Here is a 23,971-nt window from a genome sequence, read left to right on the forward strand (position 1 = left end):
ATGCGCAAGACGCAGCAACTTTCCACTCGTAGCAAAATGCATTGCGATAGCGATAGTCGTGCATTGGCTCTCGACGTTCGTCGCGATGCGCGTCTTTCACATCTGAAAATTGCTTCCTGGAAGCGAAAAAGCCGCGCTCCCGCGCGGCTTTTTCATATGGCGTGGATCGATCTTTCGATGCCCACGAACATCCTTCGTTCGTTGGCGCTCCAGCCTGAATCGCCAACATCAATCGCGCGATGCATGAGGTACGAACTGCGCTGTGCATCAAACCGCTTCCACCGCCTCCATTTGCATCGCCACTCCCTGCTTCTGCGTCACAACCCGGCGCGCAGCACCCCGCGACGCCGACGCCTGCCCGCTATCCGTCCTGAACACGGCCACCGCTGTCGTCAGCCGGCGCGCCTGCTCTTCGAGCGAACTTGCCGCTGCCGCCGCCTGCTCGACGAGCGCCGCGTTCTGCTGCGTCACTTCATCCATCTGCGCGACGGCGAGATTCACCTGATCGATGCCCGTGCTCTGCTCGGTTGCGGCCTCGGCGATCTCGCTCATGATCGCGCTGACACGCGCGATTGCATCGACGATGTCCGTCATCGTCGAACCTGAGCGCTGCACGAGGTCCGCGCCCGCCGTCACGCGCTCGTTCGATTCGCCGATCAGACCTTTGATCTCCTTCGCCGCTGCCGCGCTACGCTGCGCAAGCGAGCGCACCTCGCTCGCCACCACCGCAAAGCCGCGGCCCTGCTCGCCTGCGCGCGCCGCCTCGACAGCCGCGTTCAACGCGAGAATGTTGGTCTGAAACGCGATGCCTTCGATCACGCCGACGATATCCGCAATACGCCGCGAGTCGTCGACGATCTTCTGCATCGTGCCGACCACCTGCTGCGTGAGATCGCCGCCCTGCGCTGCGAGCGTCGATGCGCCCTGCGCGAGCGAACTCGCCTGCTTGGCGTTATCGGCCGTCTGCTTGACGGTCGACGTGAGCTCCTCGATGCTCGCCGCCGTTTCTTCCAGCGACGCGGCCTGCTCTTCCGTGCGTTGCGACAGGTTCGTATTGCCTGCGGCGATTTCGCTCACGCCCGTATCGATCGAATCAGTGCCGTGACGCACGGTGTTCACCGTCGCGATCAGCGACTCCTGCATCTTGCGCAGCGCGGCCGCGAGACGTCCCATTTCGTTGTCGCTAACGTTGTCGATACGGCCCGTCAGGTCGCCGTTCGCGATGCGCTGGAACTGATCGATGGTGGCATCGACGGGATGCACGATTGCGCGGACCATCATCATGCGTCCGAGCCACGCGAAAATCAGCGTAGCCGCCATGCCGATCGCGACCGCGACACTGATCGTGTAGAACAGTTGCTGTGCTTCCTGGTACCGTTGCTCGGCGTGATCGAGCTGCAGTTTTTCGAGCGTCAGCATCGCCTTTTCATACGCGCTGTAAAGCGGCGACAGCTTGTGCGCCTGAAGTTGCTGGAAGGCCGCCTTGTCGCCGGACTTGAGCGCGGCGAGCGCAGGCTCGGCGCCTTCGTGCAGGAATGCATCGCGCTTGTCCTGCATATCCTTGATGAGACGCTGTTCGTCGGCGTCGTTGCTGGCCTTGCTGATGTAATGCGCGAGGCGTTCATTCGACACCTTCTGGTACGTATCGAAACGCTTCAGCACGGCGTCGGCGCCTTCCTGATCGTTCAGTTCGATCAGCGAGGAGTAGGTTGCCAATGCGAGACGCAGACGCAGTAGCTGGCCAGCGCTGCCTTCGAGATCCGCCACGGCGGGCGTATCGACGGTGTACATCTGTTGCAGCGACGCATTGCTCTCACGCAGCGATAACAGCCCCGCCGCCGCGCCGATCAGCAATACCACGCCGAACAGCACGACCATCAACGTGAGGTATGCGCGAATCGAAAGACCTTTCAACATGAAGCATGTCTCCTATGGCCGCCTGACGGGAATCTTCCGTTTCCACGGCAAGCTTGCTGCGCCCAGGCCCATCGGCAAGGTCCGCAACCCGATTAAAAGTTAAGCAAACGCACCACTCAGTTACGGCTGATTCGAAGAAAACTTTATGGCTTGTAAGGTCGCTTTCGGCTGAAACGCTCGCGAATTGATCTGGCGCATAGACATTCGTCGCCTTGCTAAATATTTCTTCTCGCTATTTGGGTTTGGCGTACGTGATTTAACGATTCCGATCGACACTTGCCCGCGCTTCGAAGTTGTTGGACAGTAGCGAAGCGACGGCTACGCGGACCATGCTCATGCAAGAGACCTTGTCAGCGCTCGTGGTGTTCGCCCTGCTTCTGGCGGGAACAGGCGTCGGCTTTTTCGGCAAGGCTTATCTGCCTGAAGAGCATCGCAGGCACGAGACGCTTCAGCTGATCCAGCTCGTGATGACGATGCTCGTGACGTTCGCGGCGCTGGTGCTGGGCTTGCTCACGGCATCCGCGAAAAGCAGCTTCGATACCGTCGGCAACGACTTCCGCTCTTATGCCGCCGAGCTGATCCAGCTCGACATGGCGCTGCGCCAGTACGGTCCCGAGGCGCAATACCCGCGCACGCTGCTGCGCTCGTACACCGCTGCGGCGATCGCCGCGACGTGGCCCGGGGAGAACCCGCCGTCGGGCGATTATCCAAGGTTCAAGAGCGATCTGAACCACGACAAGCTCGAAGGCATCGGGCTCGGCGAAATGCTGAACGAATCGTTCGTCGCAGTGCGCAAGCTGCAGCCCATCGACAGCTACCAGCAGCACACGCAGGCGGAATGCATCGCGCGTTTCGAGCGCGTGATCCAGGCGCGCTGGACGTTGATCGAAGAAGCGCATAGCTCGATCTCGAAGCCCTTTCTCACCACGCTCACCTTCTGGCTGATGATCATCTTTCTATGCTTCGGCATCGTCGCGCCTCGCAATGCGCTGGCGCTCGTGATGATCATGCTGGGCGCGGTGTCGATTGCATCGGCCGTGTTTGTGATCGTCGATCTCGACACGCCGCTGACGGGCCCGATCGTGTCCTCCAGCCTGCCGATGCGCGATGCGCTCGCGCATCTCGACCGCGCTTTAGCGCGACCCTCAGGCGACCACTAGCCGGTTATCGGCCGACCTTCAGCCGACCTTCAGCCCGCCCGCCGCGTCGAAGATCTCGCGCAGCCATTGTGCGAACACCCGCACGCGCGACGACAACTGACGGCTTTGCGGATAGAGCACGGTGACGGGCATCGGCGGCGGCGGGAATTGCGCCAGCACGACAACGAGGCTGCCCGCGGCGAGTTCGCTTTCCACGCGATAGCGCGGCACCTGCACGAGACCGAGCCCAGCGACGGACGCACCCGTGTACAGATCGGTGCCCGTCACGGAAACGACCGCCTCCAGATTCACCTCGACGATGCGTTCATCGACGGTGAATTCGAGCGGCAGCGCGTTGCCCGTCGCGCTCGACATGTAATTGACGGCGCGATGCGTGGTGAGCGCGGCGAGATCGCCGGGTACGCCGTGCCGGTCCAGATACGCCGGGCTCGCGACCGTCACCTGTTCGAGCCGCGCAACGCGCCGCCCGACCATCGACGAATCCTGCAGATTCCCCGCGCGCAGCACGCAATCGACACCCTCGCGCACCAGATCGACCAGGCGGTCGTCTTCGCCGATATGCAACTCGATGCCCGGATAGCGCGCCAGAAAATCCGGCAGCGCGGGCACGATGAAATGCCGCGCGAGCGTGCCTTGCAGATTCACGCGCAGCAGACCTTTTGGCGCGGCGTCGCGAAACGAACCTTCCGCTTCTTCCATGTCCGCAAGCAGACGTACGCAGCGGCGGTAGTACGCTTCGCCGTCGTGCGTGAGGCGCACGGTGCGCGTCGTGCGTTCGAGCAGCCGCGTGCCGAGCCGTTGCTCCATCCGCTTCATCAGGTTCGTGACGGTGGCGCGCGGAATCTGCAGATCGTCCGCGGCACGCGTGAAGCTCTGCCGCTCGGCGATGCGGACGAACACCTGCATTTCCTGAAAACGGTCCATGGCGGTGCGCGGCGGCTGGCTTCCGCGCAATTATTGAAGTGAATGGAATGATGATACCAACTTTCGGCTGATTATCTCTGCGTCGAGATATCCGATCATCCTTCTCACCCACTCACCACTTCAAGGAATCGGATCATGAACAACGTCAAGAATGCACAGGTTGCGATCGTCACGGGCGCGTCGCGGGGTATCGGCGCGGCAATCGCGCGTCGGCTCGCCAGCGACGGGTTTGCGGTCGTCGTGAACTACGCGGCAAGCTCGAAGGAAGCGGATGCGCTCGTCGCCGAATTGAAGGCGCAGGGCGCAGCGGCGATTGCGGTGAAAGCGGACGTCTCGAACGCCGACGACGTGCGCCGCATGTTCGAAGCGACGGAACAGCAGCTCGGCAAGGTCGACGTGCTCGTCAACAACGCGGGCATCCTGAAGACGGTGCCGCTCGCCGAAACCAGCGACGCACTCTTCGCGCAAACCTTCGATATCAACGTCCGCGGCACGTTCAACACGCTGCGCGAAGCAGCGACGCGGATGAACAACGGCGGACGCATCGTCAACTTTTCGAGCACGACACTCGCGTTGAACATGCCGGGCTACGCGATCTACAACGCGACCAAGGCGGCCGTCGAATCGTTCACGCACGTGTTCGCGAAGGAACTGCGTGGGCGGAACATCACGGTCAATGCCGTGGCGCCGGGGCCGGTGGCGACTTCGCTGTTCCTGGACGGCAAGACGGAAGAGCAGATTCAGACGTTCGCGAAGATGCCGCCGCTGCAACGTTTGGGACAGCCGGAGGATATTGCTTCCGTGGTCGCGTTTCTCGCAGGGACGGATGGCGCGTGGGTAAATGGACAGGTTTTGCGGGCGAATGGCGGGGTGGCTTGAGGCCCGGCGCCTGGCGCTTTACACGTAATTTGCCTTTGCGATTCGGCCGGAACGTCGGCATGTAAAAAAACACCCCGCTCGATGGCGGGGTGTTTTTGTGTTCGTTCGTCGACGCTTGCGGTCTGGGACGGATTAGAACGGTTCTGGGCACTTTTTAATGTAAATAGCGCCTGAAGTCCTTTATGAATAATGCCTTCATTGCTACAGAGTCATAGCAGATGTACATAAATTCGCGAGCTACAGGTTTTTTAGTTACGTTTTTGGTCAGCCCGGCGTAGCCGGGCTCTTGCTTTGTTTCTTCGCTTTTCGGTCAGCGATATCTCTCAACCGCTTTTCAGGGGGGCGTGGGGGAGCGCAGCGACAAGTTATCCACAGACTCCTATGCTGCAATGACCGGCCCCTCTCATCGAGGAGTCTTGCTGGCCACCGTTGGCTTCCGTGTCGAGCGCGACTGCTTGCTTTGTTCACGGTCCACGGCAGGAAGTGGATTGTTCAAGAACTCGTTGGTCAGGTTTCGAGTGTGGGCGTTGTAGGCCCAGCGAGCAAACTGCTCCAGCAGGGCATTGTTCTCGGCCACAAGCCGCCGGTTTTCCGCTTCCAGCCTGGCTACCCGGTCCAAGGCGACTTGCAACTCCGGCGACGTTGCCTCCCGGGGCTGTGCATCCTCTCCCGACAGGGCCTTCTTCCGCACCGCAAAGGCCAGCCGGATTCGCTCGTGACGGTGAAGCGCCTGCCGCGTGTATCTAAGGCCCTCGCGCCTCTCGACTGCTTCGATAAGCGCTTCCCAGGTCAACCTGCCGCTCCAGCCATCAAGCACTTCTACAATTTTGGCGACGACCGAGTCATCAAGGTTCTTCTCTCTGACCCGGGTCATGCTGCCTCCTCAAATGTCGGTGCGGAGTCTCCACCTGCGCGCGACGGCAGCAATGCACGCGCTTGCGCCGCCTGCTCAAGCCGGGACGGAATGTCTGCAGGCATCAACTGGATGACGGCACCGAGCGGAACAAAGGGGTCATCCAGAATGTCGAGCAGCGCCGTTATCCGGGCGAGTTGCACCCGATGGTGCTCGGCCCATTCGCCCGCGCCAAGTTCACCCTCGGCGTCCGCCTGCTCCGCCATCGCCAGCAACCGCGTCGCCTCGGCATGGGCCTGTCGGATGCGATTTTCCTTATCCGACTCGCCCTTCACGCAAACCTGTTCGCCGCAGTTGAGGCAATCTCGGTGCATCTGGCACGGCGACATCACATAGTCATGGATGCAGTAGCCGAAGTCCGTCGTGTGTGCCGTCGGCACCTTCAGCCGAGCGAATTCGTCCCGGGTGATGAATACTGCGCGGTGTCCAGTGGCCAGCGGACCAAACATACGCGTGTCGTCGCCGACTGCAGTCCGGATGCGCGCGACGACGGCCTCGGGCGTCTCATGGTCGTAGTAGCGGTTCTGCCGCACGTCCTTCCGGCCGGACCACTTGGCTATGTCAAGCTGGCTCAGACCACCAGCCTGCGCGAGTGTGTTCAGGTAGTGGCGGAATTGATGAGTATGGACGCGAATCGGACTGCCGTCCGGCTCGTAGAAGCCGCAACGGTCGAAGATGGACTGGATACCCTTGGTCGCCCCAGCGCCTAATCGAGGGTGAATATGCGAATCCGTCAGCCTTTCAATGACGCAGCGGATGCGCCCTCGCGACGCGTGCAGCGCATTGCGCTGAATCACGAAGAGCGCGTCACTGTATTTAAGGCCCGTTTTCTCATCAGCGACGGGAAATCCCCGAGGCAGTCGTCGAATCACCGCGGTCTGCACATCGGAGAAACGGACGTAGTTCTTCCCACCCATAGAATGCCTGGGGACTCGGTTGGTTTCGCACCATCCGCGTGGCGAACTCTCGTCCGTCGGGTCAGCAAAGACGATTTCTGCAATGTCGGCCATACTGAGCCATTCTCTCGTTCGGAAGTGCTCAATATCTTCAGGCAGGTAAAGTTGGTCCGGGTTCTTTTCGTACCAGTGGGCAACTTCACGCGCCTCATCGGTGAGCTTGCGGATTTTGCTGACCGCCTCCTCGACGACGCCACCCATCGACGGAATAATCCACTTGACCATTGGCGGGGCCCCCTTCGCAGGCCACCATCTCAGACCGTAGGCATCTTCATCGGAGCCCTCACGTTTCTGCCGCACTTCGCAATCGACCGGAAGGCATAGCAGTTCGCTGATACGGTCCGGAGCCGAGCAGAGTATTGCGGTGAACGACGAGACAAGGACGTCTGCCGGTGCAGTAGCCATCCGGAAGACATTTGGGAGCGCGTCAAGCGCCGCCTGGCTCGGCATCTTGGCCAACCGGCGCTGGTCAGCCTCCTTGCCAACCCTGACCGCATCGCTGGGCCGCTTCAGGGGATTCCGCCATCGGGTTGGTATAGCGGTCAAACAGTTGTCGCACAGGAAGTTGGCGATTTTTTCGAGTTGACCGGCGGTCCTGTATGCGGTGGTCGGTGCGGTTCGCTCACCGAGACGCTGAGCAGCGCGGTTTAGAACGTGACTATTAATCCGCACCGGGTCTGCTGTTCCAGTCTCCAGTAGTGCAGCTTCGAGTGCCCTGAGGGCAAGGATGCGCTTTCCTACGTCGTGCGTCGGGTTCATGCCATGCTGGTATCGCATGTAGGACTTCGCGAAGGACTTGAACGGTTCGCGCATCATGACGCGCACCGGGTTGTTGCACGTATCGAGGTCGCTGAATACCAGCCGCAGCGTCTTAACCTTTCCTGCAAGCTTGATTGTGTCGGACACGTCCCAGGAGTCAGCCTCAAAGTCGAGCGACTGGCCGAATATCGTGAGCTTGGTCCTGCACAGGTCGATGAGGGCCGCCAGATTGGCCTGCGCATCGAGGTCGGCCTGCGGCACAAACGTAACGAGGTTAGTCATTGGACGCGCTCCTTTCATCGCGAGCAGCCTCGCAGAGCTGTACGACCTCGGCAACAGCCAGGATGGTACGGTCGTTAATTGACGCGATTCGCGCATCGCCGGCCGCCATCAAACGCTCCCGCTCTGCAATTAGATACTCCAAGACCGTCTCATGCGGGCCATCGAGCCACGGTTCAAAACTGTTGCAGGTGTAGCAAGCGATAGGTTTCAGGAACCCGCAGAAGCCGTGTTTGCCACAGCTGGATATCGCCTCGAATTTGCCGGTTACCCCGGGTGCCCGTATCTGGCTCGCCGGGTCGTCGCTCCTCGTGGCCTCGGACGGACCGTTGATGAGCTTGCCGGCAAACGCCTGCGCGAGCGGAGCGAGCTGCATCGCGACTGCGCGGTCGATGCGTTCAACAATAGCCGGCGTAGACTGTACGTACACGCCGACGTTTTGCGTGTCGGAATGGTCGAGCAGCTCGGCTATCACCAGCTCGCCATGGCCTTCTTCGGCTGCACGAGTGCCTACCGTCTGGCGAAACCTCTTTGGCCCGATATGGATGATGTCACCGGTGCGCTCCGAGATGACCTCGAGCACCCTCATCACCGAATTAATCTTTCTCCCGATTTGACCAGATGTCTGGTGATAGTCAAACCCAGCAATCGCTCCGTCCACTTTCTCTCCGGGAAACAGCGGGGCGTCCAGGGGGGCCTCGAGCAAGCCGGCGAAACGCGTCTGGACCTCGTGAGCATGTCTGGCTACCAGCGCCCCAATCTCGGGAGTCAGCACGCGGTCCCTGAATTCGCCTCGCGCGTCACTGTCACGCCTCTTCGCCCTTGGCATCCGGAGTGAATAAGTCGTTGAGCCGTCCTTTTCATGAACAACAACAACATCGCGGACTTTCAACGCCGCGTACTGCGTCGGCCGCTGACCCAGCATCATCAGCAGCCAGCACAACACATACGCTTCCATGCCGACGTCACGCTGGGCATAGGCGGCGTTGAGTGCCGTTTGCAGCGCCTCCAGTTCCAGTGCCGTGAACGGCCCATTCACAGGGTCCAACGTGGCTACGTCTACTCCCTTAGGGTTACCTTTCAGCCGAATCTGGTCCAAGAGCATGTCGGCATCTGATGTGACGCCGGTATAACCAAGCAGCCGCCAACGCTTCAAGAAGCCTGAGACGGTACCCAAATACCATTCATTATCCGGTCCAATATGCGACCTGTAGTTCAGGAGGTCCACACTTGAAATCGCGACCAGAGGGGCTTTGCTCGTTTCGGCGACAAATCCAAACAGATGGCGCGCCCGATAGAACATGTTCCTCAAATGTGGCAGCGACTGATTCTGAGCGTACCAAACGAGTGTCGACCGGAACGCCAACTCGAAGTGGCTTCCGAGTTCAGGCAATGTGCCGAATTGGAGTTTTGCGCTGAAGGTGGGCTCTCGCAGTGCCCACTCGTCGTCACGGGGGTCGAATATTGCGCCCCCACGAGTCTTAACACTGACTGGCAGGGTACCGGCATATGGCACAACGACCGGCAAATCAACACCGTTACTCGTTCTCATTGTGTGGTTTCACCATCTTGTTCTGCAGTTGCAGCGAGGCCACGCGCGCCTTCCGCTCGATTTCCCGTCGGGTATAGGTTTCGGCCGTGCCCGACGTCTCCGACCAGCCCATCAGGTGCGACCGGGTCTTCTTTTCCTTTTCCGGGTCCATGCCCTGCTCGTCAGCGTTCTTCGAGAAGTTGTAGTTATTCGTGTGGCGGAACAGGTGCGGGAAGACACCCATCAGCTCAGGATGCTTTGCGCTGAGCACGCTGAATATCTTGTTCAGCCCTCGCAACGAGAGCGGCGCTCCACCGTTGGCCACGAACAGAAACGCATGCCTCCGTGCTTCGGGGAAGCGGCGTCGTTCCTCCAGAATGTAATGCCGCGTCCGACGCGCCAAATCGTCACTGATAGGTAGAAGACGGTCGGCCGTCTTGGCATTGGGCTGATGAACGCGCGGGTCGCTGGGGTCATCGGCGCGTCGGGCGATAAACACTTCGTTCGCCCGGAAGTTCACGTCGTTGACCTTTACGCCAAGTAGTTCACCGCGCCGAACGCCAAGGCCCATGAACCAGCGCACGATGAGTTCGTTGCGCACTCTGGCGTGCCGGCCTTGCCACGGATTCTCCGGCGAATTGATATCGACAACTTGCCAGAGACGTTCCTGTGCGGCGTCGTCGAGCGCCCTGCGGCTATGCGTTTTGTTGCGGCTTTTGCCTGTCGGAATTCGAGCAGCCAAGCCGGCGACCAGAATGTCCCTGGCATTGAGAAGTACCGCGCGCGAGGGATGGCGGGCGCTCAGACTCAGCAAACGCCGGTCGGCTAGCCAGCCAATGAACTGCCGGATGTACCGTATCCGCACACCAGCGGAATCGCCAGCGACTTCTGGAAGGCTTCTGTTCGCCCTAGCCCGGTAGCTTTCGATGGAAACGGCCGCTCGCCCGGACGCGGTCGTACACGCATCGACCTGCGCCTCGATATCCGACATCGGAAGACGGCACAGTTGCACGAGTGCATCGAGTTCGCCCAGTTCCAGCAGTTGTCCTTCCAGCATGCGCCTGGCCAAGTCGATTCGATGCTGGTCGCAGAAAAGCAGGAACACCTTCAGCGCGCGCAGCACCTGCTCAATGGTGGCGCTCGCCCGATTGCGCGCCCGGAACTCACTGAGGACGAAGACCGTGGGGTCGAACAACGGCACGCCAGTGCGGACGTCTACCAGCAGCGGGAAGCGCTCGCCTGACTCAAAAACGGTGTTCCTGACGGTGTAGCGTTCGGCCATTTATTTACATTTTTAAAGTGCCCGGTTCGCAGCACGATACAAGGCCACATAAAAAATGTAAATAATAAAAAAGCCCGCAACCACAAGGGTTACGGGCGAGATAACTACACTTTCCTAAAAGTACCCGTCAGAACGGAATATCGTCATCCATCTCATCGAACCCGCCGCCGGCCGGCGCGCTCGGACGGCTCTGACCGCCGCCACCGCCGCCCGACGCACGGCCAGCACCACCGCCGCCACCGCCCGACATGCGGCCACCACCGCCACCGCCGCGCTCCATCGACTCACCACGGCTATAACCGCCGTCATCGCCACCACCGGCGCCGCCCGCGCCGCCGCGGCCACCGAGCATCTGCATCTGTTCAGCGACGATTTCTGTCGAGTAACGGTCGGTGCCGTCCTGCGCCTGATACTTGCGCGTGCGGATGCGGCCTTCGATATACACCGCGGAGCCCTTCTTCAGGTATTCCGACACAATTTCAGCAAGGCGCCCGAAGAACGAAATGCGGTGCCATTCCGTCATTTCCTTGAATTCGCCCGACTGCTTGTCCTTGTAGCGATCGGTCGTGGCAAGGCGAATGTTCGCCACTGCGTCGCCGCTCGGCAGATAACGGACTTCCGGATCGGCACCCAGATTGCCGACGAGAATGACCTTGTTCACGGATGCCATGAGTTTCTCCTGTTGATTCCGTTGCAGGCGACGCGGCGCCGATGGCGCTTCGCGCCCCAGCCGCCTGTGTCAGTGAACGGAAAGCGCGCCGCTGCGCCCCGATTGACCGCCGCCTTGTAAATTCGTGCCGTAAAAGCTCTATGCCTTGCGTGGCGGCTGTTTCATGCTGGCCGCGATTATAAGCCAGCAAGCGACAAGCCCTGAGCATGCAAAAAACACGGCGCTCTGTCCATCCACTTTCAGAAGCCAGCCGCCGATCACACCGCCCATTGCAAGGCCGATCGACTGCGTGGTGTTGTAAACGCCGGCCGCCGCGCCCTTGCGGGTGCCCGGCGCCAGCTTCGACACCAGCGAAGGCTGCGAAGCCTCGAGAATATTGAAGCCGAGAAAGTAGACGAACAGAATCGCTGCCACAGTCAGAATGGTATGCGGTGCGATGCCGAGAAGTAACTGTCCGATCAGGATAAGACCAATCGCACCCAGCAGCACCGGCTTCATCTTGCCGCGCTTTTCCGCGGCGATGATCGCCGGGACCATCATCACGAACGCCAGGCCCATCACGGGCAGGTAAATCTTCCAGTGCGACGAAACGGGCAGGCCGCCCGCTTCCAGAATGCGCGGCACGACGAGGAACAGCGCGGTCTGCGTGGCATGCAGCACCAGCACGCCGAAGTTCAGACGCAGCAGTTCCTTGTTGTGCAGGACTTCGTGGAACGGCGCGGGCACATGCACTGGCTTCGGCGCATCGGGAACGATCCACAGCACCACACCGATCGCGAGAATCGAGAAAATGCCGACCAGCGTGAACAGGCCGCTCATGCCGAGGTAGTGGAACACGATCGGCGCGCCGACGATCGCCACCGCAAACGACACGCCGATCGAGCCGCCCACCATCGCCATCGCCTTCGTGCGATGCTCTTCGGCCGTCAGATCCGCGATGAACGCGATCACCGCCGACGACACCGCGCCCATCCCCTGGATCACGCGGCCGACGATGATCCACGTCATATCGTGCGCGGACGCGGCGACGAAACTGCCCAGCGCGAAGATCAGCAAACCCATTGCGATGACCGGCTTGCGGCCGATCATGTCGGAAACCCAGCCGTAGAAGATGTACAGCAGCGATTGCGTCACGCCGTACGCGCCAAGCGCAATGCCGACCAGCAACACGTTGTCGCCGCCCGGAATCGTCTTCGCGTAGATCGAGAAGACGGGCATGATCATGAAGAGACCCAGCATGCGCAACGCGAAGATCGCGGCAAGCGACACGGTCGCGCGCAACTCGGGCGCGCTCATGCGTGTGGAGGTGGCGGACGGATTGGACATCGGGAACGGTTATTGAATGAACGGACAGCGAAATCGCGTGGTAGCCCGCATGCACGACGCACGCGCAGCCTCCGACGCTGACCGAGCTTACAACGAGTGCCTGGTGCCTTGCAGAAGGCAGAAATCGCCCTTACATACGAGCCATTCCCCGCAACGCTGAACCGCGAAAAAACGACGCTTTCGTCTTTGTCAGCACGCCGTTTGCGCACTGTCAGGAAGCCGTAACGGCGGTCTGGAAAAGTCGTTATAGTAGCAGGTTTAGCCTTCTCCTCTTCCCGCCGGTTCATGGAACAAATCCGTATCCGTGGGGCTCGGACCCACAACCTGAAGAACGTCAATCTCGACTTGCCGCGTCACAAGCTGGTCGTGATTACCGGCTTGTCCGGCTCGGGCAAATCGTCGCTCGCCTTCGACACGCTCTACGCCGAAGGCCAGCGCCGCTATGTGGAGAGCCTGTCCGCGTACGCCCGGCAATTCCTGCAATTGATGGAAAAGCCGGACGTCGATCTGATCGAGGGTCTGTCGCCCGCCATTTCGATCGAGCAGAAAGCGACGTCGCACAACCCGCGCTCGACGGTCGGCACGGTCACCGAAATCCACGACTACCTGCGACTTCTTTACGCACGTGTCGGCACGCCGTATTGCCCGGACCACGAAATTCCGCTGGAGGCGCAAAGCGTCTCGCAGATGGTGGACGCCGCGCTCGCGTTGCCCGAAGACACGAGGCTGATGATCCTCGCGCCCGTGGTCGCGAACCGCAAGGGCGAGCACACCGAGCTGTTCGAAGACATGCAGGCGCAAGGTTTCATCCGTTTTCGCGTGCGCTCGGGCGGCGGCACGGCGAACGAAGGTGTCGCGAAGATCTATGAAGTCGACTCGCTGCCGCAGCTGAAAAAGAACGACAAGCACACGATCGACGTCGTCGTCGACCGTCTGAAGGTGCGCGCCGACGCGAAGCAGCGTCTGGCCGAATCGTTCGAAACCGCGCTGCGTCTCGCCGACGGCCGCGCAATCGCGCTTGAAATGGACACGGACAAAGAGCATCTGTTCAGCTCGAAGTTCGCGTGTCCGATCTGCTCGTACTCACTGCAGGAACTGGAGCCGCGCCTCTTTTCGTTCAACAATCCGATGGGCGCGTGCCCGGAGTGCGACGGCCTCGGCCAGATCACGTTCTTCGATCCGAAGCGCGTGGTCGCGCATCCGTCGCTGTCGCTCGCGGCGGGCGCCGTGAAGGGCTGGGACCGGCGCAACCAGTTTTACTTCCAGATGCTGCAAAGCCTTGCGGCGTTCTTCGAATTCGACATCGACACCGCGTTCGAAGATCTGCCGGAAAAGGTGCGCCATATCCTGCTGTATGGCTCGGGCAAGCAGACGGTGCCGTTCTCGTACATCAACGAGCGCGGCCGCACGTCCGTGCGCGAGCATGTGTTCGAAGGGATCATTCCGAATCTGGAGCGGCGTTATCGCGAGACCGACTCGGTCGCGGTGCGCGAAGAACTGGCGAAGTATCAGAACAACCAGGCGTGTCCGTCGTGCGAAGGCACGCGTTTGCGCCGCGAAGCGCGCTTCGTGCGCATCGGCACGGATGGCGACGCGCGCGGCATCTTCGAGGTCAGCGGCTGGCCGCTGCGCGACACACTCGGCTATTTCCAGACGCTGCGGCTCGAAGGCTCGAAGCGCGAAATCGCCGACAAGGTCGTCAAGGAAATCGTTGCGCGTCTGATGTTCCTGAATAACGTCGGGCTCGATTACCTGTCGCTGGAACGCAGCGCCGAAACGCTGTCGGGCGGCGAGGCGCAGCGCATCCGTCTCGCGTCGCAAATCGGCTCGGGGCTGACGGGCGTGATGTACGTGCTCGACGAACCGTCCATCGGCCTGCATCAGCGCGACAACGACCGCCTCATCTCGACGCTCAAGCACCTGCGTGACCTCGGCAACTCGGTGATCGTCGTCGAGCACGACGAAGACATGATCCGTATGGCCGACTATGTCGTCGACATGGGGCCGGGCGCGGGCGAGCACGGCGGCATGGTGATCGCCGAAGGCACACCTGACGAAGTGCAGGCGGACCCGGCGTCGATGACGGGCCAGTATCTCGCCGGCGCGCGCCGCATCGAATTCCCCGATGACCGCAAGGCGCCCGACGAGCGCCATCTGCGCATCATCGAGGCATACGGCAACAACCTGCGACACGTGACGCTCGATCTGCCCGTCGGTCTTTTGACCTGTGTGACGGGCGTGTCGGGTTCGGGCAAGTCGACGCTGATCAACGACACGCTGTATCACGCCGTCGCGCAGCATCTTTACGGTTCGTCCGCGGAGCCGTCGCCGTTCGAGGCGATCGAAGGGCTCGAGCATTTCGACAAGGTCATCAACGTCGACCAGTCGCCGATCGGCCGCACGCCGCGCTCGAATCCCGCCACGTACACGGGCCTCTTCACGCCGATCCGCGAACTGTTCGCGGGTGTGCCCGCCGCGAAGGAACGCGGCTACGATCCGGGCCGCTTCTCGTTCAACGTGAAGGGCGGCCGCTGCGAATCGTGCCAGGGCGACGGCGTGCTGAAAGTCGAAATGCACTTCCTGCCGGACGTATACGTGCCGTGCGACGTGTGTCACGGCAAGCGCTACAACCGCGAAACGCTCGATATCCAGTACAAGAGCAAGAACATCAGCGAAGTGCTGGAGATGACGGTCGAGCACGCATACGACTTTTTCAAGGCGGTGCCCGTCATCGCGCGCAAGCTGAAAACGTTGCTGGACGTGGGCCTCGGCTATATCCGGCTCGGCCAGTCGGCAACCACGCTGTCGGGCGGCGAGGCGCAACGCGTGAAGCTTTCGCTGGAACTGAGCAAGCGCGACACAGGTCGCACACTGTATATCCTCGACGAGCCGACCACGGGTTTGCACTTCCACGATATCGCGCTGTTGCTCGAAGTGATCCATCGGTTGCGCGATCAAGGAAATACCGTGGTCATCATCGAGCATAATCTCGATGTGATAAAAACTGCCGACTGGGTCATCGATCTCGGCCCCGAAGGCGGCGCCGGCGGCGGTCAGATCATCGCGCAAGGCACGCCGGAGCAGATTGCGAAGTCGAAGGCAAGTTTTACCGGACGGTATCTCGCGCCGCTGTTGCAGCGCGACAAGGCGGCAGACGAAGCGGCAGCAGGCGCGGACTATGCGAAGCAGGTGGACAGCGAAGAATCTGACGACGAAGCGGAGGCAACTGTCATCGAAGGCGCTGCAGAATCGGTGAAACCGGCCGTAAAACCGGCAAGGTCGAAAAAGGCCGTTGCCGCAGATGCGCCGAAACCGGCATCGAAATCGACAGCGAAACCAGCGGCAGGAACAGCAAGAGCAACGGGCAAGGCACCGGCGAAGGCCGGCAAGCCGAGCGTCAAAACCTGAGGTTGGAGACTATACAAAGCCATGGCCAAGCGTAATCCGGCCCGTGATGACGGGCAGGTGCAGGATCTGCGCCCTCGCCCGGTCAGGCTGACCAGCGACATGAGCCTGCCGAAACTGTCGGCGGTCGAAGTCGGCAGCTACATTGTCGCGCTCCTCGCGATGTGGGCGGTGCTCGAACTCAAGCTGCTGGGCGCGCTGCTCGCCGGCATGCTCGTGTTCCAGCTCGTCCATACGCTGGCGCCGCGCATCGAAAAACACATGTCGAGCGGGCGCGCGCGCTGGCTCTCGGTGGTGATTCTCTCCGCGGTGATAGTCGGCACGCTGACGGGCTTCACCGTCGCCGTCATCGACCACTTCGAGAAGGACGTGCCCAGCGTGCAGAAGCTGCTCGACCAGGCGATGTCGCTGATCGATCAGGCGCGCGGCCGTCTGCCTCAATTCGTCGCGCAGAACCTGCCCGTTTCCACCGAGCAGATGAAGGAAAAAGCCGCCGTGCTGATGCAAACGCATGCGAGCACGCTGTCGCAAGGCGGCAAGAACGCGGCGCGCATCTTCACGCATGTGCTGATCGGCATGATCATCGGTGCGATCATCGCGGTTGGCGCGACCAGGCATATACAGCGGCTGCCGCTGTCGACGGCGTTCATCACGCGCGTCAGCCGTTTTGCCGATGCGTTCCGCCGCATCGTGTTCGCGCAGGTGAAGATCTCGGCGATCAACACAGTGTTCACGGGCATTTTCCTGTTGCTGCTGTTGCCGCTCTTTCACGCGCCGCTGCCGATGGCGAAGACGCTCGTCATCCTCACGTTCATCGTCGGCCTGCTGCCCGTGATCGGCAATCTGATCTCGAATACGCTGATCGTGGCTGTGGCACTCTCGGTGAGCTTTCCGGCCGCTGTGACGGCGCTGATCTTCCTGATCCTGATCCACAAGCTCGAGTATTTCCTGAACGCGCGCATCATCGGCGGGCAGATCGAGGCGCGTGCGTGGGAACTGCTGATCGCGATGCTCGTGATGGAAGCCGCGTTCGGTATTCCAGGCGTGGTCGCCGCGCCGATCTTCTATGCGTACATCAAGCGCGAACTGATCTATCTGCGGCTCGTGTAACGCGACAAACGGGGTGCACACCAACACAAAGGGCGACCGCGAGGCCGCCCTTTTTCATTAGAAGTGGGCGACGATAGCGGCCCGGAAAGCCGTGCGCGACAATTTGTCGCACCCTCGCAACATTTACATTAACGGCACCGCGCCGGACGTCGCGTCGCGTCGCACGGAAATAAAAGACGTCCGTCCTTACGAAACTCTTGCGACATCCCCGTTCGCCCCATAAGGAATCGTTCTTATTCGCAAGGCATCACGCCGTCATGTCCGCCATTTTTCCGCCGTCCACGGCCGTCGCCTTCGACGGGAGCTGCGCATGAGACCCGTGCTCGTGCGTCTGCATCGCTGGTTCGGCATCGGCATCGCGCTGTTTCTGTTCGTCGCGGGACTGACGGGTGCGCTGATCGCGTGGGATCACGAACTCGACGCGATGCTCAATCCGACATTCTTCTATGCGCGCAGCGACGCGCAGCCGCTGCCGTCGCTGGAACTCGCGCGCCGCGTCGAAGCAGCCGATCCGCGCCTTCAGGTGACCTATCTGCCGCTATCCGTCGAACCGGGGCACGCGTTGCAGATGATGGTGCTGCCGCGCGTCGACCCGAAAACGAACCAGCCGTACACGCTCGACTTCAACCAGATCGCCGTCGATCCCGCGACAGGCGCAATCCAGAGCCGCCGTGAATGGGGCGCGCTGTCTGTTGCGCGGCTGAATCTGATGCCGTTCATCTACAAGCTGCACTACACGCTGTTCCTGCCGTTCACGGGCGGCATCGACATCGGTACGTGGCTGATGGGTATCGTCGGGATCGTGTGGATTTTCGATAGCGTGATTGCGCTCGTGCTGTCGTTCCCGAGCATGAAGGCGTGGAAGAAGTCGTTCGCGTTTCGTGTGCGGCGCGGTGGCTACGCGCTCACATTCGACTTGCACCGCTCGGGCGGTGTCTGGATCTGGGGATTGCTGCTGATGATGGCGGTGACGTCGGTGTCGATGAATCTGTCGGGACCTGTCGTGCAGCCGATCGTCAAGTTCTTCTCGACGCTCACACCGACGCCGTTCACCGATCCGTCGCTGCTGCCCAACGCGAAGCCGAACGAAGCGCCGATCGCGCGCGAAGCGATCCTGAAGCAAGCGATCCAGGCGCGCGCCGACAAGCACATCGAAGCGCCGCCGGGCGCGATCTACTACGCGCCGATGTTCCATGTGTACGGTATCGGCTATTTCGGCGCCGGCGACGACCACGGCGACGGCGGTCTCGGCAACGCGTGGACGTACTGGAACGCGCAAACAGGCCAACCGCTAGGCGCGCAGATTCCCGGCAAGGGAACAGTAGGTGACCTCTTCATGCAGGCGCAATTCCCTCTGCATTCGGGGCGCATTCTCGGCGTCGGCGGACGAATCCTGATCAGCTGTGTCGGCGTGATGGTCGCCGTGCTGAGCGCAACAGGCCTCTTGATCTGGTTGAAGAAGCTGAACGCGCGCCGCCAGGCGTCGAGCGCACGCAAGACAAAGACGCGCGTCGTTCAGACGCAGACGGAAAGCGCGGCTTCGCGCTAACGCATCACCCGTTTCGCCAAATAAAAAACCGGCGCTGCCGATCACGACACGCGCCGGTTTCAAGCAAAACAAAACGAATCAGCGGAACACGACCGTCTTGCTGCCGTTCAGCACGATACGGTGCTCGACGTGCCACTTCACCGCGCGCGCCAGCGTCACGCATTCGACGTCGCGGCCAATCGCCGTCAATTGATCCGGCGTCATGCTGTGATCGACGCGCTCCACTTCCTGCTCGATGATCGGGCCTTCGTCGAGATCCGTCGTCACATAGTGCGCGGTCGCGCCGATCAGCTTCACGCCGCGATCGAACGCCTGGTAATACGGCTTCGCGCCCTTGAAGCTCGGCAGAAACGAGTGGTGGATGTTGATCGCGCGCCCGGCCAGCCGTTCGCACAGTTCCGGCGACAGAATCTGCATATAGCGCGCGAGCACCACCAGATCCGCCTTGCTTTCGTCGATCACTTCGAGCACGCGTGCTTCCTGCTGCGCCTTCGCGTCCTTCGACGTCAGCGGGAAATGATGGAACGGAATGTCGTAGCTTGCGGCGAGCTGATAGAACTCCTTGTGATTCGAAATGATCGCCGGAATCTCGATGTTCAGTTGCCCCGTGCGATAGCGGAACAGCAGATCGTTCAGACAGTGGCCGATCTTCGACACCATGAGCACGACGCGCGGCTTCTCGTTCGCGTCGTGCAGTTCCCAGCGCATGCCGAACTGCTCGGCGAGCGTCGTGAACGCAGTGCGCAGCGCGTCGAGACCAGGATCGCCGCCCACCTGCTGGAAGTGGACGCGCATGAAAAATTCACCCGTGTGGCTGTCGCCGAATTGCGCGGAGTCGAGGATGTTGCTGCCGCGCTCGAACAGAAAACCCGACACGGCGTGAACGATGCCGGGCCGATCGGCGCACGACAGTTTGAGAATAAAGCTGTGTTCGGTCGACATGACCTCGGTGACTCCCTTCTTCAGTGCGTGTTTCGTGGTGTGTCTTGCCGCGCCTCGCTGCGTCTCGTCGTCAGGCGAGAACGGGCGGTGCGAATAGCGCGTCGATGCCTTCGCATGCATCTTCGTCGATCCAGCGCCGGCGCAACAGGCAATCGAGCGTCGCGAGGCTTGCATCGACGGTCATCGCGCCTTCTTCGATCGCCTGCGCGACATCTTCGATGCGCGCCAACCGATGCTCGCCGACTTCGCCGTCCTGATTGCGCGGCGCAAAGTCTTCAGGCAACGCGAGGTCATAGATGAAGATCTGCTCGGCCTGCGTGCCTTCGGGCAACGATTGCAGCACATGCGCGGTGCGTCCGGCGACAGCGCGCGCGGCGATCTCCTCCGGAATGCCCGCTTCCTCCCAGCACTCCTTGACGATCGTCTCGGCGAGGCTGAAGCCCCAGCCGATGCCACCCGCGACGACGTTGTCGAGCATGCCGGGATCGGTTGCCTTCGTGTCGCTGCGGCGCGCGATCCACAGCTGCGGCGCGCGACCCGTATATTCTACGACGCCGTTCAGATGCACCGCGTACGTCATCGTGCCGAAAAAGCGCGATGCCGCACGCTCGATATAAGCGAGCGGCGGCGCATCGAATGCATTGCGGATCGCATAGGTTTCGTCGCGCCAGCCGGGAATGCAGCCCTCGGCGGCAAGCGCGCCGATCACCGAACCAAGCGCCGCGCTGCGCAGATCGACGGTGCTGAATTGCGACGAAAGCGCGACCTGCTGCGCGTCGATGTCGAACACATCGGGCCAGCGCTGGAGCAGCGGCACGTCGCTCGCCCGAACCCATCCGACACGCTCGCCGTCGATCACAAACGGAACATGCAAGGCGGGATCGAAACGACGTGCGGCGACGATGCAAGGCAAAGACATGAAAACTCCGGACAGCGTGATGGATGAAGCGCGATGAATCAATCGCGCAGCGCGACGCGAATGCCGATTGCGATAAACGTCGCGCCCGCAAGCCGGTCGAGCCACACGCCCGCGCGCGGCCGGCGCTTGAGCCATCCGCCGATCATGCCCGCGCACACGCCGAACAGCGAGAACACAACGACCGTTTGCAACATGAACAGCACGCCCAGTTCGAGCATCTGCAGCGTGACGCTCTGCGCGCCATGCGGATCGACGAATTGCGGCAGGAACACGACGAAGAACAACGTCACCTTCGGATTGAGCATGTTGCCGATCACGCTCTGACGGAAGATCGACGCGAGCGGTTGCGGCGGACGCTCGTGCGCCGTCGCGAGACCTTTGCTGCGCAGTGCCTTGATGCCGATCCAGATCAGATACGCCGCGCCCGCGAGCTTGAGGACCTCGAACGCAACGGGCGACGAACGCAGCACGGCCGCGATGCCGAGCGCGGCGAGCGTCGTGTGAAACGAAATGCCGGCCGCGAAACCGAGCGCCGCGACGAAGCCTGCCGCGCGTCCCTGCGAAATGCCGCGCGCGAGAACCTGCAGGTTGTCGGGACCGGGCGCGAACGTGATCGCTATCGACGTCGCGAGGAAAAGCAGGAAGTTGGGCATCGCGCTTAAGCTCCGTTCAAGGGACGTGCAAAGGGATCAGTGGCCACCGAACGTCGTGACGGTGAAAAGCGGCAGGCCCGCTTCACGTAGCAGCTTCGAGCCGCCGAGATCGGGCAGATCGACAATCGCAGCACCTTCGATCACCGTCGCCCCGAGACGCTCCAGCAGCTTCTTGCCCGCCATCATCGTGCCGCCCGTCGCGATCAGATCGTCGACGATCACGACGCGGTCGCCAGGCTTGCAGGCGTCCTCGTGAATCTCGACAGTCGCCGTGCCGTATTCGAGTTCGTACGATTCAGACACCGTCTTGTACGGCAGCTTGCCGATCTTGCGGATCGGAATGAAACCGAGGTTCAGCTCGTACGCGAGAATCGGCCCGATGATGAAGCCGCGCGCATCGAGCCCCGCGACATAATCGAGCTTCTGGTCGATATAGCGCTGCACGAACAGATCGATCAGCACGCGCAGTGTCTTCGGCTTTTGCAGAAGCGGCGTGATATCGCGGAACTGCACGCCGGGCTGCGGCCAGTCGGACACCGTGCGGATCTGGCTGTTGATGTAATCGGCCGGATCGAAAGGCTGATTCGCAGGCGCGTTGGACATGATGACTCCAGACGGGTCCGTCAAGACCCTGATATTTCCAGTGAATTGCATGAATGCCGCGCGCGTTCGTCTAGCGTGGGAACGGCGCAGCGTGATCTACGGTGAAGAATGACAGCAAGCGTCAGGCCGCCGCCGCGCCCGCACGCCGATGCTTCGACAAACGTTCTTCCGCTTCGGACAGCGCTTCGGGCAGGCCGCGCAGCACGACGATGTCGCTCGCGCGCAGCTTGGTCGACGGATCGGGCTCGACGCCGCGAATGCCGTGCCGGCGAATCGCCGTGACGTCGACGCCAAGATCGAAAAGCCCGAGTTCTTCGAGCGTGCGCCCGACAGCATCCGCCTTTTCGTCGACGGGCACCGATTGTAGCCGCACCTGCTCGTGACCGTCGTCGTCCTCGACGTCGTCCGCGCCGTGGAAGTAGCCGCGCAACAGACTATAGCGCTCGTCGCGCAGTTCCTCGACACGCCGCACGACGCGCCGCATCGGCACGCCCATCACGACGAGCGTGTGCGACGCCAGCATCAGACTGCCTTCGACGATCTCCGGAATCACTTCCGTCGCGCCCGCGGCGAGCAGCTTTTCGAGGTCGGAATCATCGACGGTGCGCACGATCACGGGCAGCGTCGGTTCGAGTTCGTGGATGTTGTGCAGCACGCGCAGCGCGGACGGCGTGTTCGCATACGTGATCGCAACAGTCGCCGCGCGATGGATACCCGCCGCAAGCAGCGACTCGCGCCGCCCGGCGTCGCCGAACACGACTGACTCGCCCGCCGCTGCTGCAGCGGCGACGCGGTCTGGATCGAGGTCGAGTGCGACATACGAGAGGCCTTCGTGCTCCAGCATGCGCGCGAGGTTCTGCCCGGCGCGGCCGTAACCGCAGATGATCACGTGGCCGCTTTGCTTCAGGCTTTGCGTCGCGATGCGCGTCATCTGCAACGACTGCATCATCCATTCTGTCGACGACACGCGCAGCACGAGACGATCTGCGTTCTGGATCATGAACGGTGCGGCGAGCATCGACAGCAGCATCGCGGCGAGAATCGCCTGCAACAGCGTCGCGTCGACGAGATGTTTGTCGAGAATCAGGTTGAGCAGCACAAAACCGAATTCGCCCGCCTGCGCGAGCCCGATACCCGTGCGCATCGCCACGCCCGGCGTCGCGCCGAAGAGACGCGCGAGGCCCGTGATCATCACCGCTTTCAGCAGCACCGGGCCGATCAGGAACGCGAGCACGATCAACGGATGCTGCCAGATCACCATCGGATTCAGCAGCATGCCCGTCGTCACGAAGAACAGACCGAGCAGCACGTCGCGAAACGGCTTGATGTCCTCCTCCACCTGATGACGGTACGGCGTCTCGGCGATCAGCATGCCCGCGATGAACGCACCGAGCGCGAGCGACAGGCCGAATTTATCGGTGATGAACGCGGCGCCGAGCGTCACCAGCAGCAGGTTCAGAATGAACAGTTCCTGCGAGCGCCGCCGTGCGACCACGTTGAACCAGCGCGTCATGAACTTCTGGCCAACGATCAGCAGCAGCGCCAGCGCGATCACGATCTTGATCGACGCGATGCCGAGCGACTTCATCAGCTCTTCCGGATTGCCACCGAGCGCCGCGATGATGATCAGCAGCGGCACCACGGCCAGATCCTGGAACAGCAGCACGCCGAAGATATTGCGGCCATGCTCGGTTTCGATTTCAAGCCGCTCCGCGAGCATCTTGCTGACAATCGCCGTCGACGACATCGCGAGCGCGCCGCCCAGCGCGACGCTCGCCTGCCACGAGATATGCACCCAGCGTTCGAGCACGAAGCCGAGCGTGACCGCGACGGCAATCGTGCCGAGCACCTGCAACAGCCCGAGGCCGAACACGAGCCGGCGCATCGAGCGCAATTTCGCCAGCGAAAACTCCAGCCCGATCGAGAACATCAGGAACACGACGCCGAATTCGGCGAGGTTCTGCGCGCCGACCGAATCCGGCACGATGCCTAACGCGTGCGGCCCCACCACGATGCCGACGGACAGATAGCCGAGCATCGGCGGCAGGTTCAGATAGCGGAACACGACGACGCCCACCACTGAAGCCAGCAGCAGGAACAGCGTCATTTCGAGCGGGGAAATCATCGGCAAAAGCGCATTGAAAAGAGCATCCTGGTTCGTCGGCGGAGCCACGCGCAAACGCCCGCGCAGCAA

The 23,971-nt window shown here is 61.6% G+C and carries 18 protein-coding genes; 5 read left to right on the forward strand and 13 right to left on the reverse strand.

The window, feature by feature from the left end:
- Nucleotides 1-267 precede the first annotated feature (267 nt).
- On the reverse strand, nucleotides 268-1,917 hold the full coding sequence (locus tag SB822_RS08260) for a methyl-accepting chemotaxis protein (protein WP_086915761.1): 1,650 nt from the start codon (nucleotides 1,915-1,917) through the stop codon (nucleotides 268-270).
- A 335-nt stretch (nucleotides 1,918-2,252) separates the two neighbouring features.
- Here SB822_RS08260 and SB822_RS08265 point away from each other — a divergent pair, with 335 nt between their 5' ends.
- The gene (locus tag SB822_RS08265) at nucleotides 2,253-3,077 is read left to right on the forward strand and encodes a hypothetical protein (RefSeq protein WP_007743396.1); all 825 of its coding nucleotides are present in this window, start codon (nucleotides 2,253-2,255) and stop codon (nucleotides 3,075-3,077) included.
- Nucleotides 3,078-3,095: 18 nt separating this feature from the next.
- On the opposite strand, the gene SB822_RS08270 is transcribed toward SB822_RS08265, so the two are convergent.
- Entirely contained in the window at nucleotides 3,096-4,001 is a 906-nt protein-coding gene (locus SB822_RS08270; RefSeq protein ID WP_007743395.1) for a LysR family transcriptional regulator, read from the reverse strand.
- A 135-nt stretch (nucleotides 4,002-4,136) separates the two neighbouring features.
- On the opposite strand from SB822_RS08270, the gene SB822_RS08275 reads away from it, so the two are divergent.
- A complete protein-coding gene (locus SB822_RS08275; RefSeq protein ID WP_007579718.1) occupies nucleotides 4,137-4,880 on the forward strand; it encodes an SDR family oxidoreductase in 744 nt (247 codons plus the stop codon).
- A gap of 403 nt (nucleotides 4,881-5,283) precedes the next feature.
- Here the strand turns inward: SB822_RS08275 and SB822_RS08280 are convergent, their stop codons facing one another.
- From SB822_RS08280 to SB822_RS08305, 6 genes are all read right to left on the reverse strand, one after another.
- Entirely contained in the window at nucleotides 5,284-5,754 is a 471-nt protein-coding gene (locus SB822_RS08280) for a hypothetical protein (RefSeq protein ID WP_090834984.1), read from the reverse strand.
- Nucleotides 5,751-7,790: an integrase gene (locus SB822_RS08285; RefSeq protein ID WP_244144485.1), complete on the reverse strand. Its 2,040-nt coding sequence runs from the start codon at nucleotides 7,788-7,790 to the stop codon at nucleotides 5,751-5,753. The genes SB822_RS08280 and SB822_RS08285 overlap by 4 nt, the downstream gene beginning before the upstream one ends.
- Complete coding sequence (locus SB822_RS08290; RefSeq protein ID WP_244144484.1) at nucleotides 7,783-9,339, reverse strand: site-specific integrase; 1,557 nt, start codon at nucleotides 9,337-9,339, stop codon at nucleotides 7,783-7,785. The genes SB822_RS08285 and SB822_RS08290 overlap by 8 nt, the downstream gene beginning before the upstream one ends.
- Complete coding sequence (locus SB822_RS08295; RefSeq protein WP_090834981.1) at nucleotides 9,326-10,600, reverse strand: tyrosine-type recombinase/integrase; 1,275 nt, start codon at nucleotides 10,598-10,600, stop codon at nucleotides 9,326-9,328. Before SB822_RS08295 ends, SB822_RS08290 begins: the two co-directional genes overlap by 14 nt.
- 127 nt (nucleotides 10,601-10,727) lie before the next feature.
- Complete coding sequence (locus tag SB822_RS08300; protein WP_410854450.1) at nucleotides 10,728-11,270, reverse strand: single-stranded DNA-binding protein; 543 nt, start codon at nucleotides 11,268-11,270, stop codon at nucleotides 10,728-10,730.
- Nucleotides 11,271-11,408: 138 nt separating this feature from the next.
- Nucleotides 11,409-12,596 (reverse strand): MFS transporter, encoded by a 1,188-nt coding sequence (locus SB822_RS08305; RefSeq protein ID WP_007579716.1) that lies wholly within the window; start codon nucleotides 12,594-12,596, stop codon nucleotides 11,409-11,411.
- A gap of 285 nt (nucleotides 12,597-12,881) precedes the next feature.
- Here SB822_RS08305 and uvrA point away from each other — a divergent pair, with 285 nt between their 5' ends.
- The 3 genes from uvrA (at nucleotide 12,882) to SB822_RS08320 (ending at nucleotide 18,660) form a co-directional block, all read left to right on the forward strand.
- Nucleotides 12,882-16,004 carry an excinuclease ABC subunit UvrA gene (gene uvrA, locus SB822_RS08310; protein ID WP_079484260.1) on the forward strand — a complete coding sequence of 1,041 codons (3,123 nt, stop codon included), beginning with the start codon at nucleotides 12,882-12,884 and terminating at the stop codon, nucleotides 16,002-16,004.
- A 21-nt stretch (nucleotides 16,005-16,025) separates the two neighbouring features.
- On the forward strand, nucleotides 16,026-17,111 hold the full coding sequence (locus tag SB822_RS08315; protein ID WP_410854451.1) for an AI-2E family transporter: 1,086 nt from the start codon (nucleotides 16,026-16,028) through the stop codon (nucleotides 17,109-17,111).
- Nucleotides 17,112-17,421: 310 nt separating this feature from the next.
- Entirely contained in the window at nucleotides 17,422-18,660 is a 1,239-nt protein-coding gene (locus tag SB822_RS08320) for a PepSY-associated TM helix domain-containing protein (RefSeq protein ID WP_410854452.1), read from the forward strand.
- A 78-nt stretch (nucleotides 18,661-18,738) separates the two neighbouring features.
- On the opposite strand, the gene purU is transcribed toward SB822_RS08320, so the two are convergent.
- From purU to SB822_RS08345, 5 genes are all read right to left on the reverse strand, one after another.
- Entirely contained in the window at nucleotides 18,739-19,602 is an 864-nt protein-coding gene (gene purU, locus SB822_RS08325; protein ID WP_079484254.1) for a formyltetrahydrofolate deformylase, read from the reverse strand.
- Between the two features lie 70 nt (nucleotides 19,603-19,672).
- Nucleotides 19,673-20,521 (reverse strand): NUDIX hydrolase, encoded by an 849-nt coding sequence (locus SB822_RS08330; protein ID WP_410854453.1) that lies wholly within the window; start codon nucleotides 20,519-20,521, stop codon nucleotides 19,673-19,675.
- 38 nt (nucleotides 20,522-20,559) lie between these two features.
- Complete coding sequence (locus SB822_RS08335; RefSeq protein ID WP_007579710.1) at nucleotides 20,560-21,174, reverse strand: LysE family translocator; 615 nt, start codon at nucleotides 21,172-21,174, stop codon at nucleotides 20,560-20,562.
- Nucleotides 21,175-21,210: 36 nt separating this feature from the next.
- Nucleotides 21,211-21,777, reverse strand: a complete 567-nt coding sequence (locus SB822_RS08340; protein WP_007579709.1) for an adenine phosphoribosyltransferase — start codon at nucleotides 21,775-21,777, stop codon at nucleotides 21,211-21,213.
- 121 nt (nucleotides 21,778-21,898) lie between these two features.
- Nucleotides 21,899-23,902 (reverse strand): monovalent cation:proton antiporter family protein, encoded by a 2,004-nt coding sequence (locus tag SB822_RS08345; protein ID WP_007579708.1) that lies wholly within the window; start codon nucleotides 23,900-23,902, stop codon nucleotides 21,899-21,901.
- Between the last annotated feature and the right edge of the window lie 69 nt (nucleotides 23,903-23,971).

The sequence above is a fragment of the Paraburkholderia sp. SIMBA_054 genome (assembly GCF_046534875.1).
GTDB classification, from domain to species: domain Bacteria; phylum Pseudomonadota; class Gammaproteobacteria; order Burkholderiales; family Burkholderiaceae; genus Paraburkholderia; species Paraburkholderia hospita.

Excerpts from the sequence above, each read along its gene's own strand:
- SB822_RS08260 (WP_086915761.1), bottom strand. The coding sequence starts at position 1,917 with ATGTTGAAAGGTCTTTCGATTCGCGCATACCTCACGTTGATGGTCGTG.
- SB822_RS08265 (WP_007743396.1), top strand. The coding sequence starts at position 2,253 with ATGCAAGAGACCTTGTCAGCGCTCGTGGTGTTCGCCCTGCTTCTGGCG.
- SB822_RS08270 (WP_007743395.1), bottom strand. The coding sequence starts at position 4,001 with ATGGACCGTTTTCAGGAAATGCAGGTGTTCGTCCGCATCGCCGAGCGG.
- SB822_RS08275 (WP_007579718.1), top strand. The coding sequence starts at position 4,137 with ATGAACAACGTCAAGAATGCACAGGTTGCGATCGTCACGGGCGCGTCG.
- SB822_RS08280 (WP_090834984.1), bottom strand. The coding sequence starts at position 5,754 with ATGACCCGGGTCAGAGAGAAGAACCTTGATGACTCGGTCGTCGCCAAA.
- SB822_RS08285 (WP_244144485.1), bottom strand. The coding sequence starts at position 7,790 with ATGACTAACCTCGTTACGTTTGTGCCGCAGGCCGACCTCGATGCGCAG.
- SB822_RS08290 (WP_244144484.1), bottom strand. The coding sequence starts at position 9,339 with ATGAGAACGAGTAACGGTGTTGATTTGCCGGTCGTTGTGCCATATGCC.
- SB822_RS08295 (WP_090834981.1), bottom strand. The coding sequence starts at position 10,600 with ATGGCCGAACGCTACACCGTCAGGAACACCGTTTTTGAGTCAGGCGAG.
- SB822_RS08300 (WP_410854450.1), bottom strand. The coding sequence starts at position 11,270 with ATGGCATCCGTGAACAAGGTCATTCTCGTCGGCAATCTGGGTGCCGAT.
- SB822_RS08305 (WP_007579716.1), bottom strand. The coding sequence starts at position 12,596 with ATGTCCAATCCGTCCGCCACCTCCACACGCATGAGCGCGCCCGAGTTG.
- uvrA (WP_079484260.1), top strand. The coding sequence starts at position 12,882 with ATGGAACAAATCCGTATCCGTGGGGCTCGGACCCACAACCTGAAGAAC.
- SB822_RS08315 (WP_410854451.1), top strand. The coding sequence starts at position 16,026 with ATGGCCAAGCGTAATCCGGCCCGTGATGACGGGCAGGTGCAGGATCTG.
- SB822_RS08320 (WP_410854452.1), top strand. The coding sequence starts at position 17,422 with ATGAGACCCGTGCTCGTGCGTCTGCATCGCTGGTTCGGCATCGGCATC.
- purU (WP_079484254.1), bottom strand. The coding sequence starts at position 19,602 with ATGTCGACCGAACACAGCTTTATTCTCAAACTGTCGTGCGCCGATCGG.
- SB822_RS08330 (WP_410854453.1), bottom strand. The coding sequence starts at position 20,521 with ATGTCTTTGCCTTGCATCGTCGCCGCACGTCGTTTCGATCCCGCCTTG.
- SB822_RS08335 (WP_007579710.1), bottom strand. The coding sequence starts at position 21,174 with ATGCCCAACTTCCTGCTTTTCCTCGCGACGTCGATAGCGATCACGTTC.
- SB822_RS08340 (WP_007579709.1), bottom strand. The coding sequence starts at position 21,777 with ATGTCCAACGCGCCTGCGAATCAGCCTTTCGATCCGGCCGATTACATC.
- SB822_RS08345 (WP_007579708.1), bottom strand. The coding sequence starts at position 23,902 with ATGATTTCCCCGCTCGAAATGACGCTGTTCCTGCTGCTGGCTTCAGTG.